Below are 15,805 nucleotides of genomic sequence, written 5' to 3'. Positions count from 1 at the left end.
GTTGTGGTCCGCTGGTCGCACGTCTGCCTGCCGCTCTCGACTTCGCTCTCGACTCTGGGATCTGTGACGCATGCCCTTGCTTGGTCCTTCTTCGCCGCCGGAGCGGGCGTTGGTGCCGGTGACGGTGGTGACGCCGAGCCGGTCGACGTGGCCGCAGCGGTTGGTGCCGTATGCGTTCATCGCGTTGGTGATGTTGGCGGATGTGGCGACGCCGCGGGATGTGACGTTCTCTTCGACGTTGTCGGTGGCTCCGGCGTTGGCGGCGTTGGTGACGCGGTCGTTGTGGCAGACGATCGTGGCTGGGTGTGCGGCGGCCGGGGTGAGTATCGGTTCGTACATTTATGCGCATGATCTGGCCGGGGATGTGGAGGTGGCGACGCTGGGGGCGATCGCGGCGGTGACGGTTGTGAGCAGTGTGAGTCTGGGGTTGGTGGGTCGGCAGTCGCGGATGTTGGCGGATGTGCGCAGTGTCGCGGAGACCGCGCAGCATGTGGTGTTGCGTGATGTGCCGCCGGAGTTGGAGCAGGTGCGTACGGCGGTGGCGTATCGGGCGGCGGCTGCTGAGGCGCGGATCGGTGGGGACTTGTATGAGGCGTTGTCGACGAAGTTCGGTGACCGGTTGTTGATCGGGGATGTGCGGGGCAAGGGGTTGCCGGCGGTGGAGGCGGCGGCGGATGTGTTGGGGGTGTTCCGGGAGGCGGCGCATACGGAGGCGGATCTGGCGCGGGTGGCGGATCGGATGCATGCGATGTTGGCGCGGCGTCCGGTGCGGGATGAGGAGTTCGTGACGGCGGTGTTGTTGTCGGTGGATCCGACGACGCCGACGGTGCAGGTGGTGAACTGTGGGCATCCGCCGCCGTTGTTGTTGCGGGACGGCCGGGTGGATGTGCTGGCTCCGGTGGAGCCGGGTCCGCCGTTGGGGTTGTTCGACATGGCGGATCCGCCGGGGATGGCGGCGGCGCCGGCGTGGGCGGGGTTCGCGCCTGGTGACACGTTGCTGCTTTATACCGACGGCACCACTGAGGCGCGGGATAAGACGGGGCGTTTCTTCGATCTGTCGGGGTTCTTGGCGAGCCGTCCGACGTCGTCGCCGGCGGATCTGACGGCTCAGATCCTGACGGGTCTGGCGGCGCATGTCGGCGGCCGTCTGGAGGACGATGTGGCGTTGCTGGTGGTGCGGCGCAAGCCGTATGTGCCGCAGCCGGCCAAGTCGGGGTCCTGACCGACCCGAATCGGGGTCCTGATATCAGGGTCGTGTCGCCGGTCGGCTACTGTGGACGGCGGTATTGCGCGGGGATGGCGGAACAAGGGGTGGATCGGTATGGCCGAGGAGCTGCGGTCGTCGTTGGGCCGAGAGGCATTGGCACCGCAGTGGGATCCGCCGCAGGTCGACACCACCCGTCCTCATCCGGCCCGTATCTACGATTATCTGTTGGGTGGGAAGGACAACTTCCCGGCCGATCGGGCGGCCGCGCAGGTGGCGCTTCGGGCGTTGCCGGAGCTGCGGGCGATGGCGCGCGCCAATCGGGCGTTCCTGGGCCGTGCGGTGCGGTTCTTGGCGCGGGCGGGGATTGATCAGTTCTTGGATCTCGGGTCGGGGGTGCCGGGTCCTGGTCATACGGCGCAGGTGGTGCGTGCGGTGGCGCCGGGGGCGCGGGTGGTGTTGGTGGATTATGACCCGATCGTGGTAGCGCATTCGATGGCGTTGGTGGACGGCGGCGCCGGTACCGGTGCCAGTGCCAGTGCCGACGGTGGCTCCGGCGTTGGCCGGTTGGCAGTCGTGCAGGCCGATGTGCGCGATCCGCAGGAGTTGCTGGATCGGGTGCGGGTGCGGGAGGTGTTGGATTTTCGGCGGCCAGTGGCGGTGTTGATGGTGGCGTTGCTGCATTTCGTCGCGGAGGACGAGGATGCGCCGGGGATCGTGGCGAGGTTTGTGCGGGAGGTGTCGGCGGGTTCGGCGGTGGTGATCTCGCATGCGACCGATGGCGGGCAGCCGGAGCGGTCGCAGGCGGCGCGTCGGGGGTGGGATCAGGCGGCGTCGCGGCTGGTGGCGCGGTCGGCGGGGCAGATCGAGGGGTTGTTCGCGGGGGTGGAGCCGGTGGCGCCGGGTGTGGTGCCGTTGCCGTTGTGGCGGCCGGATGGGCCGGTCACCGATGATGTGGGGATGATCTGGCTCAACGGGGGCGTGGGGTTCAAGCGGGAGGCTTAGCGTGAACATGAACGTGGGCGCGGGTTCGGGGCTGGTGGGGGCGTGGGCGCGGGGGTTGGCGGGGAATCCGGCGGCGCCGGTGGATCTGCTGATGCGGTTGGTGGAGCCGGTCGGTCTTCCGGAGTGGGCGATGTCGGCGTGGGCGGTGTTGTGCGCGGAGCGGGTGGTGCCGGAGGCGGTGGTGGACGCGGTGGTGGCGCATCGGCGTTCGGAGCCGAAGCGGATGCTGGCGCGGAATCCGTATGCGACGCCGCGGCAGCGGGGCCGCCTGGTGGGCGATCCGGACGCGATGGTGCGTCTGAAGGTCGCCTGCGGCCCGGGGCGGCGGGACTGGCTGATCCGGCCGCTGCCCGACGATGTGCTGATCGAGCTGTTGACAGCCCAGGACGGTGTTCATCCGCCGGGGTTGGTGACGGCCACGGAGATCAAGCAGGAACTGGTGAGCTCCGGGCAGGTTCCTGCCCGGTTCTATGCCGCGTCCCCGTCGCATCCGAAAGCCGAGATGCGGCAGTCGGCGGCGTCGGATTGGCTGCATCTGTCCGATGCCGAGCGTGCGGCGTTGTTGGCCGATCCGGATCCGGATGTGCGGGCGGCTGCCGAGGATGCCAGGTGGGTGCTGGATCCGCTTCAGGTGCAGGAGCGTATGCCGCGGCAGCGGTGCCATGCCCGTACCAGCATGCTGCTGAGTTATCCGATGTCGCGGGCGGTCGCCGAGGAAGCGTTCGACGATGAGGACGGGTACGCGGTGGCCAAGAACCCTTACGCGCCGGCCGATCTCGTGGCGCGTCTGGCCGGTGTGGCGCCGCCGCGGATCCGGTGCGTGATCGCGGCCCGTTTCGATCTGGATCCTGAGGTGCGGCGAGCACTGTGCCGCGATCCCGATGAGCAGGTGCGGCTGTATGCGCAGGCCTATGGCGCTGTGGTCACCCGGGGGCAGCATGTGGCCTTGGAGATCGCCAATACCGAGCCGATTGTCGACTTTTGGCCTCGGAAGATCGATGAGTTCCTCGACCTCGGCGAACCGCGGTGGTACGTGCGGGCGGCAGACAGCGACAACGTGCTGCTGCGGCGGGCCGCGGCCATGGACGCCCGGCTGCCCGAGACGCAGATGCGGGCTCTGGCCGCGGATCCCGACACGCGGGTGCGGGCGCTGCTGACCGAGAACCACCCGGGGACCCCGGCGCACACCATGATCGAACGTTTCGTCGCCGAGCCGCAGTGGCGGCCGCTGCTGCTGACGCTGCCCCACATGCCCCGGACCGGACTGGCCGCGCTCCTGGACCACCCCGACGCACAGGTAAGGGCGCTGGCAGCAGCAGACGCGGCGCTACCGGAGCCGCCGGCCACGCTGCTGCACGACCCCGACCCCGCCGTCCGGAAGGCCGCGGCCGCCAACCCGCTGCTCCCGGCCCACCTGGTCGACCAGGCCCTGAACGACGCCGCCGATCCGGCGCGCGCCGAGGGTGCTGCCTCGAACGCCGTGTTGTCGGCCGCAGTGTTGTGGGGCTTGTTGGAGGCGGTCGAGGCTGCGGGCGCTGCGGGGCCTGCCGGAGTTGCGGGGCCTGCGGGATCTGCGGGAGCTCCGAACGCTTAAAGCGCCGGTAGGTGTTCGGCGCGGTGCCCGGGCTACTTGTAGCGGCTGGAGGAGTCGTGCCATTCCAGGCTGCCGCCGAGCCAGGCGCGGGCGCCGAGCAGGAACCGTTGCAGTTCCGGTGAGGGTACGGCGGCCAGCGCGGTCCGGGTCTGTTCGAATCCTTGGATGATGTCGTTGTGCAGGGCGACGACTTCCTCGGTGGCTTCGTCCAGGGTGCTGCCGCGTTCGGCGGCCAGGAGCAGCACGAGGTTGCAGTCGGGGTCGTCGTTGGCTTCTTTGGCGGCGGAGGCGAGGTCGTTGACGAGGACGGCGGCGGTGCCGGCCTGGGTGAGGGCGCGGTGGAACAGGGGGTCGGCGAACAGCGCGGGCGGGAGTTCGTAGCCGCCGACGATGTCGATGAGGATCATCGAGGTGTAGAAGCTGTCGTGTTGGCGGGCGGCGAGGTAGCGCCAGGCTTCGGGGGTGGTGCCGGCGTGGCGCCAGGCGTTGTAGGCGTTCCAGGAGACGTACATCTGGTGGGTGGTGTGGCGTACGCGCATGACTTGGGCGGCGGTGCCGTGGCGGGTGACGTGGGCCAGGGCGGAGCGCAGGGAGACCAGGACGGGGTCGGAGACGACGGCGTCGTTCAGGGGGGCGGTGAAGGGGCCGGCGGGGGGTGGGGGGTCCAGGGCGGAGGAGACGAGGGCGAGGCGGGCGGGCAGGGCTTCGGGGACGGCGCCGAGGTCGGTCTCGTCGGCGTAGTAGTCGTCGCTGGCCCACCAGGCGGCGTTCATCTGGGCCGAGACCAGCAGCAGGTCGGGGTCGTCGCATTCGGGGTGGGCCAGGGTGATGAGGCGGCCGAACCCGGTGGCGTGGAACTGGTCCAGACTGCCGGCGTGCAGGCCGATGCGGTCGGCCCAGGCGGTGAGGCGGTCGTTGACCTCGGTGGCCAGGGCCTCGTCGATGCGGGCTGCCGGGGGGCACAGCAGGGGGCTGTGGGTGCCGTCGCCCCAGGGGCGGTGGCGCAGCGGTACGGGGGTGAGGCGTTCGGGGTGCTGCGGGGGGCGTTGTGCCGGTTCGGCGGCGGGGTCGACGTCGTCGCGGTGCCAGTGCGGTGAGGCTTGTTCCCATGGGGGCCGGGACGGCGGCGGGGCCGGGGCGGCCGGGGAGTGGGCGCCGGGGCCGCCGGGGCCGTCGGGGGGTCCGCTCGATCCGGCGCGCGCGGTGTCGGCGGCGGTCAACGTCATGGGTGCTGGTTCCTTCCGCTGCTGGGGAGGCGGGTGCTGCTTGCGAGCGCGGGTGCGGCCGGCGGCCACCGGCCGCACCGAGCAGGGGGCGGGTCTCAGACCTTGTCGGCGGCGATCATCAGGTAGTGGAAGCTGCCTTCCTTGTAGGCGGTGAGGAACGCCTCTTCGATGCCGGTGGCGACGTTGGACTGGGCGCGCAGTTCCCAGTAGGGGATGGTGGCGGCGGTGAGGTCGACCACGGAGATGGGGACCAGGCCGTTGGCGACCATCGCGGAGAAGTAGCCGCTGCGGGGGTGGATGTCGCAGATGTAGTGGGCGTTGATCTGGCTGACCGAGCGGGAGGGCAGGCGGCCGTAGGCGTCGTTGAAGCAGCCGGTGATGGTGACGTAGCGGCCGCCGGGGGCCAGGGCGCGGGCGTGTTCGGCGAACAGGGTGTCCAGGTCCACGTACATGGTGGACTCGTTGTTCCAGATCGCTTGGAACGTGCCGTCGTCGAAGCCGTTGTCGAGCATGTTGCGCAGGTGGTAGCGGACACGGTCGGACACGCCCATCTGTTCGGCGCGGTTGTTGGCGAAGTCGACCTGCTTGCCGGAGATGGACAGGCCGTCGGCGCGGCAGCCGAACCGTAATGCGGCCATCAGGCTGGTGCCGCCGCGGCCGGAGCCGGCGTCGAGCAGCCGGTGTTCGGCGGTGATCGGGCCGAGCTGGTCCAGCAGGAAGTCGGCCTGGGCGGTCTCCAGGCGGTGCATCTCGGCGATGACGCGGCTCTCGCGTCCGGCTTCGGGGGTGTCCAGCACCGACCAGTCGACCTCGCCGATGCCGTAGTGGTGGTGGTAGATGCCGTCGACGTCGCCCAGGCGCAGGTTGACCGGGTTCTTCTCCTTGTCCCAGTAGTCGGCGACGGATTCCTGGTAGCGGCTGGTGACAGCGGACTGCGAACCCATGGCGAGATCACCCTTCGTCGAGGTTGGTGCGGTGCGGGGTCAGGCGGCAGCGGTACAGGTGAGGATCATCGGGATCAGGGCGCGGTGTGCCAGGTACGGTGGCCACCGAGCCAGGTCCACAGCCCGGACAGGTAGCGGCGGATGGCGGTGCCGGACACGCCGGCCAGCGCGGTGGCGTGGTGCTGGAGAGCGCGCATCGCGTCGTCGTGGACGGCGGCGGCGCGGCGGGCCGCGGCCGGGGTGCCCAGGTACTCGGCGCGGGCGATCGCCGCGGTCAACCCGGCGGGCCGGGGCCGCGCCAGGTCGCGCAGCAGCACCGCCGCCAGTGACGCCAGCTGCACCACCCGCGCCAGGTCCGGATCGGCCCCGGCGCCCGGGGGCAGTTCGTAGCCGTCGATCGCGTCCAGGCCGGCCAGCGCCGGGCTGTAGGCGTTCAGGTGCGCGGTCGACAGGTGTTCCCACGGCGGATGCGGCCCTGAGGAGCCGCCGGCCGCCGCCGACAACGCCACAAGCGCGCGAGCGACCCGGTCCACCTGGTAGGGGGAGGCCGGCAACGCACTGAACGCGGCCAGCGCGGAGGCCACCAGCGGGATGTCGGTGACCGGCCGCGCGCCGGCGGCGGTGGTGCCGGCGGTGGTGCCGGCAGCCGCGGCAGCCGCGGCGGCGGTGGCTGCTGCGGCTGCGGCTGGTCGGCCGTGGAGTGTCGGGACGTCGGCGGTCGGCGGTGTGCTCGGCAGGTCACAGGCGTCGTAGACCTCCTGGAGTGCGGTGTCGACGGCGCGCGCCAGTGCGTGCGCGTCGCTGTCCGGTGCGTCGCTGTCCTGTGCGACGGTGGCGGCGTGCGGCAGGGTCGCGGTCTCGATCAGGTGCCCGGCGGCCAGCAGTTTCGCGGCGGCGCCCAGCCGGGCCGGGTCGTCGGTGTCGGGGTGGCTCAGGACCGCGAGCCGCCCCAGGCCGGCGACGGCGGCGGGTGGTACTGCGAAGCCGGCGGCCCACTGCTCCAGCGGTTCCTGTACCTGCTGGGCCAGGGCGGTGTCGTCCCGTACGGCGGTGGGGCAGTACAGGGCGGCGACGGCGCGCGCCGGCCGTCCGGTTTCGGCCAGGGCGGCGGCGGAGGTGCCCAGGCCGTGGGGGCGGGGCGGCAGCAGGGCGTGGGCCATCGGGTCAGCTCCTGGGGGTGGCGACGTCGACGTTCTCCAGGATTCCGATGGCGTCGGGGACCAGGACGGCGACCGAGTAGTAGGCGCTGACCAGGTATTTGATGATGGCTTTGTCGGTGATGCCCATGAAGCGGACGTTGAGGCCGGGGTCGTATTCGTCGGGGATGCCGGTCTGGCGCAGTCCGACGACGCCTTGGTGGGCCTGGCCGAGGCGGAGGGCGACGATGGAGGAGGTGTGGCCGTCGGTGATGCCGATCTTGCCGCAGGGGAAGATGGGGACGCCGCGCCAGGCGGGGAGTTGGTGTCCGTCGACGTCGACGGTGGTGGGGTACAGGCCGCGTTTGGTGCATTCGCGGCCGAAGGCGGCGATGGCTTTGGGGTGGGCCAGGAACATGTGGGTGCTGCGGCGCATGGAAAGCAGGTCGTCGAGGTCGTCGGGGGTGGGTGGGCCGGACCAGGTGGAGATCCGCTGGTCGTAGTCGGCGTTGTGGAGCAGCCCGAAGGCGCGGTTGTTCAGCAGTTCCCACTCTTGGCGTTCGCGGATTTCCTCGATGGTCAGGCGGAGTTGTTCTTTGACCTGGTCCATGGGGTCGTTGTAGAGGTCGGCGACGCGGGAGTGGATGCGCAGCACGGTCTGGGTGAGGGAGAGCTGGTATTCGCGGGGGGTGAGTTCGTAGTCGACGTAGGTGCCGGCGAGTTCGACTTCGCCTTCGTGGCCGGCGGCGATCTCGACGTGGGCTTCGCCTTTGGCGTTGACTTTGCGGCCGGCGGCGGTGATGAACGCGGCGAGGTGTTCGCGCAGGTGCTCGTTGGTGTCGTGGAGCTGTTGGAACGCGGCCCAGGGCAGCACCATGAGGGTGCCGGCGGTGGTGGCTCTGACGGTGGCGCTCCACAGCGGGTCGTTCTGCAGGAGGGCTTCGTCGCCGAGGTGGGCGCCGTCGGTGAGGACGCCCAGGACTTTCGGTTCGCCGTAGGCGCCGATGGCGGTGCGTTCCACGCGGCCGTGGGCGAGCAGGAACACTTCGTCGACGGGGTGTCCGGCTTCGACGATGGTCTCACCGGCGGTGAAGTCGCGGGGGGTGAAGCGGCCGGCGAGTTCGGTGAGCAGGGCGTCGTCGTCGAAGCCGCGCAGCGCGGGCAGTTCGCGCAGCGTTTGGGGGATGACGCGGATGTCGTCGGCGCCGGTCTTGACGAACGCGACGCGGCCGGCCCCGACGGCCAGGCTCAGCCGGCGGTTGACGCGGTAGGTGCCGCCGGACACTTCTTCCCAGGGCAGGCGCCGCAGCAGCCACCGGGAGGTGATGCCGCGCATCTGCGGCTGGGATTTGGTGGTGGTCGCCAGATTGCGGGCGGCGGCGGTGCTCAGCGACAGTGGCGTGTCCGGGGTGTCGGGCGCGGGGTCGGCCTGTTCCTCGGCGGTGTGGTCCGGGGTGGTCGTCATGGCCGGGTTCTCCTTGTCCTGCCTTGGTCCTGCCTTGCCGGTGCCGGGACGGGTTCGATCGGGCTCCTTCTCAAATAAGCCCCGGCACCGGTGGTGCGCACCAGGGCGCGGCGCGGTGGCGGATGGCGCGCGGCCCTGGCGCGGCGCTGCCCGAACGGGCGGGTTTGAGGCACATTCCAGCCCTGATAAGCCTTGCCTCGCGTGCCTGGTCACGGCAGGTGTGGAGGGAGGTTTGGTTACTCGGCGGAGTCGCTGCTGCTGGCGGGCTTCGGCGGTGGCGGGGCGACGCGGTCGGCGTGGATGCCGGTGGCGGCGTGGACGGCGCGCGCCAGGTGGTCGCGGAGCCGGCGGTGGCCGGGGTCGGTGCGGCCGGTGCGGTATCGGCAGCTCGACGCCGAGGCGTTCGCGCAGCGGGATCAGGTGGTGGTGTCGCCGGGGTTGCCGGCCTGGTGCTCGGCGCGTACCAGCATCTTCTTCAGCAGAGCGTTGACCTGGACGCGTTCGGATTCGTCCAGGGCCGCGACGATGTCGTCCTCGACGGCGCCCTGCACTTTCATTCCTTCCCACCATTTGGCGTGTCCGGCCGCGGTGAGTTCGACGTCGACGCGCCGCCGGTCGGCGTTGCCGCGGATCCGCCGGATCAGGCCGGCGTGCTCCAGCGCGTCCAGGCGGCCGGTCATCCCGGCGGGGGAGAGCACCAGTTCCGCGGCCAGTTCCGACGGGGTGGCCCGGTGGTCGTCGCGGGTGGCCAGCCGGTGCAGCGTCTGGTACTCCGAGTCCTGGAGCCCGACCTCGGCGATCATGTGCCGCTTGGCGTTGGCGACATGTTTGGCGAGCATCTGCAGCCGGGTGATGACCGCCTCCACGGTCTCGTCGTAGGGGGCTTTACCGCGCCAGCGGGCCAGGTGGCGATCGACAGAGTCCTCCATGGCGCTCAGTATGCGGCCCGGTGGGCACCCCCGCCACCATCTTCTTCGCCCCCGAGTATTTCGTTGACGAATCATTCGCCAGCGAAATACCCTGCCCGCTATGCGTCCTCAGCCACGCCGCCACGACACCGAAGCCGCATCAGAGCCCTGGCCCGCGCCGGAACCCCGCCACCCCGCCGCGGCCGCACCGCCGCGAGGCGCCCAGGCCCAAGCGGCCGCACCGCCGCAGATCGCCGAGCCCCAACCTGCCCAGGCCCCACCCGCACAGCCCCGACCCGTCCACGCCCAACCCGCACTGCGCCGCCTGCTGCTCGGCCGCACCGCCGCCGGCCTGGCGACGTCCCTGATCCCCACCACCCTCACTCTGGCCGTCGTCCACGGTACCGGCAGCGCCTCCGCGCTCGGACTGGTCCTGGCCGCCGAACTCGTCCCGATGCTGCTTCTGCTGCCCGTGGCAGGGGTCTTCGCCGACCGGTTCCCCGCACGGCGCATCGTCCTCGGCGCCGACCTCACCCGCGCCGCCGCCCAAGCCGCCACCGGCGCCGTGCTGCTCACCGCCGGCGCCCGCATCCCCGCGCTGGCGGCGCTCGCCGCGCTCACCGGAGCCGCCGTCGCCTTCGGCACCCCGGCGGTGCGGACCCTGGTCTCGGCCGCCGTCACCGGCCCGGACCGGCTGCGGCTCAACGCCCGGATGTCGGTATGGCAGGGCCTGGCCCAGTTCGCCGGACCCGCCGTGGCCGGCACCCTCACCCTGGCCGTCGGCACCGGATGGGCCTCGCTGCTTACCGCCGCCCTGTTCGTCGGCTCGGCCTTCACCCTCGGCGCGGTCCGCACCCCGGTCCGCACTCCTCCACAAACAGACACAGACAGCACAGCCGACACAGACACAGACCCCGCCGGCGCCGGCACCGCGAGCGCATCAGGGTCGTTCCTCGCCGACCTGCGCACCGGCTGGGCCCAGACCCGCCGCCACCCCTGGTTCATCGCCAACGTGCTCGGCCACGGCGTGTGGCACCTCAGCGCCGGGTTCCTGCTCACCCTCGGACCCGTCATCGCCATCGCGCACCTCGGCGGCGGCACCGCCTGGGTGGTGATCCTGCAATCCGGCACCGTCGGCATGCTCGCCGGAGTGTGGGCGGCCGGACGGCTGCCGATCCGGCGGCCCCTGGTCGCCGTCGCCCTCGGCGCCTCGGCGTTCACGCTGCCGCTGACGGCGCTCGCCGTCACCGCGCCGCTGCCAGTCGTGCTCGCCGCCTACTTCGCCGCCATGTTCGGCCTGGGCGTGCTGGACCCGCTGTGGGAGACCACGCTGCAACGGCGCATCCCGGCCGACGCGCTGGGCCGGGTCGGATCCTTCGACGCCCTCATCTCCTTCGCCACCCGCCCCCTGGGACTGGCGCTGGCCGCCCCCGTGGCCGCCGCCGTCGGCACCACCACGCCGCTGGCCGTGGGCGCGGTGCTGGTCGGCGCCGCGAACCTGGCCTTGCTCACCCTGCCCTCCGTCCGCGAACCCGCGCCCGCCACAACCTTCAACGCCGCAGTCGACGACGACGCCACTACCGCCGCCGCCACCGCTGGCATCACCGCCACCGCCGCTGGCAGCCCCGCCCCCGCCAGCCCTGCCCCCGAACGCGCCGGAGCCGGCCGCCCCGAAAGGCGACCGGCCCCGGCCGAACCCGTTCCCGCTCAGCCGGTGAACCCACCCGGCCGCGCGGTCACGCTCACGGATTCACCGTGATCGTGAACGTGCTCGTCGTGTTCTGGATGTTCACATCGTTGTTGCTCTCCACCAGGTGGTTGAACGTCACCGCACCCACCGCCGGGCCCTGACCGGCCTCCGGCAGCGGGTTCGCCCACACCCCGAAGCCGGACTTGCCGTTGCCGAACCCGTCGTTGTTCGCGTGCGCCCCGGTGATCGTGGTGTTCGTGAACACCGTGTCCTGGAACGTGGCCTGCGCCGCCCCTCCCACATAGTCGGTCTGGAACATGATGCCCGTGTAGGTGGGATCGGTGATCGTGGCGTCGGAGACCCGGATGCCCTGGAACGGCTGCGTCGCCGAGAACGCCCAGATCGCACCGAACGCCTGGTTGCCCCAGAAGTGGCCGCCGTCGCGCGCCAGCGAGAAGTTCTTGATCGCGGTCTGCGGCGTCGCCTCGAACCCTTCGAACGGGAACCCGAAGTTCAGCGAGCTGATCGTCAACCCCGGGTAGCACAGCGTGTCGGACACGGAGAAGTTCTGCACCGTGTTGCCGCCGCCGCCGTAGATCGCGACCCCGGCGGCGCGCCACGGCGCGATCGCGGTCACGTTCTGGATGGTGTTGTTCGTCAGCTTGCAGCCGCCGCACTGGTCCTGCGCGGCGAACAACGCGAAGCTGTCGTCACCGGTGGTGCGGGCCTCGTCGTTGGAGATCAGGTTGCCGGCCGAGCCGTTGGTCAGGTTCAGACCGTCGGCCATGGTGTCCCGGATCCGCAGGTTCGTGAACGTCGAGTTCTGCACGTTCGACGCACCCCAGATCCCGACCACGTTGTGCTCGATCCACACGTTGTCGATCGTGATGTTCGACTGGTTGCGCAGATCCCAGGTGTGGCCGGGGCCGTCCTGCCGCGTGGTGTAGTTGCCGAACCACGCGAACCCGGTGAACGTCGACCCCGAAGCGCCGGACTGCAGGTCCCAGCCGGTGTCGGTGTTGGTCTGACCGGCCGGCGCGACGAACTGCGCGTACCACACGCCGGCGCCGACGACCTTCACCGGCTTGCCGTAGACCAGCAGCCGCCCGGTCACCGCGTACTGCCCGGCCGGCAGATACACACCGGTGAACGCGCCGGTGGTGTCCTGCCGCACCTTGTCCAGGGCGTTCTGCACATCCTGCTGCGTGAACCCGGCCGGCGTCACCAGATGCGTCGGATCCGGGTTCGCCGTCGGCGCGGTCTGCTCCAGGTTCATGAAGTCGATCGCGTACTGCGAGCTGTTCCCGGAGTCCTTCTGCACCTTGAACACGGTGCCGGCCGGGTAGGACTGCGCCAGCAGGAAGCTGGACTCGTCATAGATGTGCCGCGGCGAACCCGAACCGGGAGAGTCCCCCGGAGAGGTCTCCGACCCGTACAGCCACGCGTAGTGCGACGTCAGGTTCAACGGCTGCACCAGCTGGCCGTTCGCGTACAGGTCCAGCGTGGCGTTCTGCCCGCCGCCGCCGGAGGCGTCCGGGATCGAGTACCGCAGCACGAACGTGTTCGAGGACTCCCGTGACGTCCACGACACCGAGTCGCCGGTGCTGTTCAACGTCACCGCGCGCCGCCCGGTCGCCTCACCGGCGATGTCGCCGATGGTGCGGTTCGGACCCACCGCGGCGGCCGCGCCGCCCAGGGTGCCGTCGGTGGACTTGTAGGAGTCGTACGGCATGTTCGCGCCCTGCCCCACGAACAGCGAGGTGTCGCTGGTCAGGTGCGGGTACTTGATCGGCAGCTCGTTGGCGTCCGCGGCCAGCACCAGATGCGCGGTGTACTTGCCGTTGGCCGCCGTCCACGAACCCACGTTCACCGGCGCCGCCGAGGCCCCGGCCGCGATCGCGCCGGACACCGACCCGGTCAGCGTCGCCACCGTGTTGTTCGAGGCGTCCAGCAGCGTCAGCGTGATGCCGTGGCTGCCGGAAGTGGTGGCGATCGTGCCCTGGTTCTTCACCGTCACCGAGAAGTTCACCTGGTTCCCGGCCGCCGGCGTCGACGGCGTCCACGCCACCGTGCCCACCAGGTCCGCCGACTGCACCGGCTTGACCACCAGCGCCGTGGGGTTGGTGAAGGACTGGTCGGCGGTCAGGTTGAAGTTCTTCTTCGACTCGTCGACCTTCGTGGTCAGCTGGTAGGAACCGGCCGACTGCGTGCCGATCGGCGCCGACACCGTGGCCGTGGCCCCGGGCGCCAGCGCGCCGACCGTGGTGGAACCGACCTTCGTCGACCCCAGGTAGAAGTTGACGTCGGTGGCCACCGAAGCCGCCGTGCCGCCGTTCTTGATCACCGCGCTGGCGGTGACCGCGTCGGTCTCCACCGGCGCCGCCGGGCTCCAGGAGCTCGACGCCGGAGTCAGGTCCGGGTTCGGCGAGGGCGTGCCCATCACCTGGAGCTCGGCGACCTGCCCGCCGGGCGCGCCGCTGTTCGACGTGATCGACACCTGCAGATCGGCCACCCGGCCGGACACCGGAATCGTCACCGTGTTGGCGTTGGAGCTCGGGTTGAACGAGTACGACGCGGGTGCGGCCAGCGTCGTGAACGTGCTCGCCGACTGCTCCCGGCCGGACACCGCGATCGTCTGGGTCCGCGCCGACCACGCCGAGGACGGGTTCAGCTTCACCACGACCGAGGACACATCGGCGTTCGCACCCAGATGCACCGTCAGCTGCGACGGGTACGACGACCCCTCGAAGTAGGTGGTCACATCGCCGTCGTTCGCGTTCGCCGGAGCGAACGTGAACGTGTAGGCGCTGCCGTCGATCGGCTTGTTCAACGCCAGGTTCGTGCCCGTACCGCCGGAGCCGGTGCGCGTCACCGTGTTCGACGCCGGCGACTCCAGGCCCGCGGCGTTCGTCGCGGTCACGTAGTACGACACCGTCTGGGAATCAGCGACCGAATCGGTGTAGGTCAGCGTGCTGCCGCCCACCGAGCCGATCTTCGCGGAGTTGCGGTAGATGTTGTAGCCGGTCACGCCGACCGCGTCCGAGGAGGCACTCCAGGTCAGCTTCACCTGGCCGGACGCGGGCGAGGAGTACGCCAGGTTGCTCGGCGCCGTCGGAGCCGAGGCCTGCGACCCGGTGCGGGTCACACTGTTGCTGTTCGCCGACTGGTTGCCGGCGGCGTCCCGGGCCCGCACGAAATACGTGACCGTCGCCGTGGCCACCGGATTGTCGGTGTAGGTGGTGATGTTCCCCGGCACCGACGTCAGCAGCGCGTTGTTCGCGTACACGTCGTACCCGGACAGGTTCGGCGTCGACGACGCAGTCCACGTCAACGTCACCGCGCCGGAGGCGGACTGGGTGTACGCCAGGTTCGTCGGCGCCGCCGGCGGCTGCGTGCTGCCCGCCGGACCGTACACCTCGAACTCGGCGATCTGCCCGGCCGGCCAGCCGGAGTTCGCGGTGATGTTCAACCGCACATACCGGGTGGTGACCGTCGCGAACGAGATCGTCACCTGGTTGCCCGAAGCCGGATCGAACGTGTAGCCGGCCGAGGGAACCAGATCGGTGAACGAGGACCCGTCCGTGCTGCCCTGCACCGCCAGCGTCTGCGTCCGCGCCGACCACGACGACGACGGCGGCAGCTTCAACACCACCTGCGACACCTGGATCGTCGCACCCAGATCCACCTTCAGCCACTGCGGGAACGCGTTGTTCGTCGACTCCCAGTAGGTGGAGGTGTTGCCGTCGTTCGCGTTCGACGCCGCGTAGCTCTGCGACACCCCGGACGCCGACATCGTCTTGCCCAAAGCCAGGTTCGTCGTCGACGGCGCCGCGCCGTAAACCTCCAGCTCGGACAGCTGAGCCGCGGTCCAGCCGGAGTTCGCCGTGATGTTGATCCGCACGAACCGGGCCGACGTGGCCCCGAAGTTGATCGTCACCACATTGCTGGCCGCCGGGTCGAAGGAGTACGCCGCCGACGCCACGATCGTGGAGAACGTCGAACCGTCCGGCGAACCCTGCACCGACAGCGTCTCATTACGCTGCCCCCACGACGACGGCAGCTTCAGCACCACCTGGTTCACCGACGTCGCAGCACCCAGATCCACCTGGGCCCACTGCGGGAACGTACTGCCCGAGGACTCCCAGTACGACGACTGATTGCCGTCGTTGAGATTCGTCCCCACATACTGCCCGTTCGCACTGGAAACAGCGGTGGCCTTGCCATAGGCCAGGTTCGCACCGCCCGAGGAGGTCGCCGCCCCGGCCGAGGGCAGGTTCGGTATCAGCGCGGCCAGCAGCAAAGCCACAAGCAGCGCCGCGAATCGGAAAAGCGAAGGTCTTGATCTAAGCCGCATCGGTGTCCTCACATCGAGGCTCGCAGGGATGGAGCAGAAGGATGGGGCCGGCCGCCGAGTCCCGCCCCCGCGAGCCCCGAACCGCCTCAGCTTCTTACCGGCGGAGATCGGGAACTTGCTCGGATCTGGCGACTTCTTGCAACTTCCGAGGTGCACGGGAAAGTTACAGTCGGGTTATGAAGGGGTCAAGAGCGCTCGCTCCCCCCGGCGGACCCCCGACCGCCCCCGCCACCCCGACCACACCCCACGCAAACCACAGATGCCCAGGTGTCGGGTGTC

The 15,805-nt window shown here is 70.5% G+C and carries 10 protein-coding genes; 4 read left to right on the top strand and 6 right to left on the bottom strand.

Annotated features, from left to right (window positions below):
• Positions 1 to 70 precede the first annotated feature (70 nt).
• From ABD481_RS05190 to ABD481_RS05180, 3 genes are all read left to right on the top strand, one after another.
• Positions 71 to 1,222, top strand: coding sequence for a PP2C family protein-serine/threonine phosphatase (locus ABD481_RS05190; protein ID WP_344664350.1), 1,152 nt, complete (start codon positions 71 to 73; stop codon positions 1,220 to 1,222).
• Between the two features lie 99 nt (positions 1,223 to 1,321).
• Positions 1,322 to 2,209, top strand: coding sequence for an SAM-dependent methyltransferase (locus ABD481_RS05185; protein WP_344664349.1), 888 nt, complete (start codon positions 1,322 to 1,324; stop codon positions 2,207 to 2,209).
• A 1-nt stretch (position 2,210) separates the two neighbouring features.
• Positions 2,211 to 3,803, top strand: a complete 1,593-nt coding sequence (locus ABD481_RS05180; protein WP_344664348.1) for a hypothetical protein — start codon at positions 2,211 to 2,213, stop codon at positions 3,801 to 3,803.
• Between the two features lie 32 nt (positions 3,804 to 3,835).
• Here the strand turns inward: ABD481_RS05180 and ABD481_RS05175 are convergent, their stop codons facing one another.
• The 5 genes from ABD481_RS05175 to ABD481_RS05155 all read right to left on the bottom strand — a co-directional run bounded on the left by ABD481_RS05175 (position 3,836) and on the right by ABD481_RS05155 (position 9,503).
• Positions 3,836 to 5,029, bottom strand: coding sequence for a family 2 encapsulin nanocompartment cargo protein terpene cyclase (locus ABD481_RS05175; protein ID WP_344664347.1), 1,194 nt, complete (start codon positions 5,027 to 5,029; stop codon positions 3,836 to 3,838).
• A gap of 95 nt (positions 5,030 to 5,124) precedes the next feature.
• Positions 5,125 to 5,973 (bottom strand): geranyl diphosphate 2-C-methyltransferase, encoded by an 849-nt coding sequence (locus ABD481_RS05170; RefSeq protein WP_344664346.1) that lies wholly within the window; start codon positions 5,971 to 5,973, stop codon positions 5,125 to 5,127.
• A gap of 74 nt (positions 5,974 to 6,047) precedes the next feature.
• The gene (locus tag ABD481_RS05165) at positions 6,048 to 7,133 is read right to left on the bottom strand and encodes a hypothetical protein (RefSeq protein ID WP_344664345.1); all 1,086 of its coding nucleotides are present in this window, start codon (positions 7,131 to 7,133) and stop codon (positions 6,048 to 6,050) included.
• Positions 7,134 to 7,137: 4 nt separating this feature from the next.
• Positions 7,138 to 8,574 (bottom strand): family 2B encapsulin nanocompartment shell protein, encoded by a 1,437-nt coding sequence (locus tag ABD481_RS05160; RefSeq protein ID WP_344664344.1) that lies wholly within the window; start codon positions 8,572 to 8,574, stop codon positions 7,138 to 7,140.
• Between the two features lie 416 nt (positions 8,575 to 8,990).
• The gene (locus tag ABD481_RS05155) at positions 8,991 to 9,503 is read right to left on the bottom strand and encodes a MarR family winged helix-turn-helix transcriptional regulator (protein WP_344664343.1); all 513 of its coding nucleotides are present in this window, start codon (positions 9,501 to 9,503) and stop codon (positions 8,991 to 8,993) included.
• Between the two features lie 100 nt (positions 9,504 to 9,603).
• On the opposite strand from ABD481_RS05155, the gene ABD481_RS05150 reads away from it, so the two are divergent.
• Positions 9,604 to 11,241 (top strand): MFS transporter, encoded by a 1,638-nt coding sequence (locus tag ABD481_RS05150; RefSeq protein ID WP_344664342.1) that lies wholly within the window; start codon positions 9,604 to 9,606, stop codon positions 11,239 to 11,241.
• Here the strand turns inward: ABD481_RS05150 and ABD481_RS05145 are convergent.
• A complete protein-coding gene (locus ABD481_RS05145) occupies positions 11,225 to 15,526 on the bottom strand; it encodes a discoidin domain-containing protein (RefSeq protein ID WP_344664341.1) in 4,302 nt (1,433 codons plus the stop codon). The two genes, ABD481_RS05150 and ABD481_RS05145, sit on opposite strands and share 17 nt — an antisense overlap.
• Positions 15,527 to 15,805: the final 279 nt, after the last annotated feature.

The sequence above is a fragment of the Catenulispora yoronensis genome (assembly GCF_039531695.1).
GTDB classification, from domain to species: domain Bacteria; phylum Actinomycetota; class Actinomycetes; order Streptomycetales; family Catenulisporaceae; genus Catenulispora; species Catenulispora yoronensis.
Note: the sequence above shows the minus strand (reverse complement) of the source record. Positions and strands in the feature narration are given on the sequence as shown.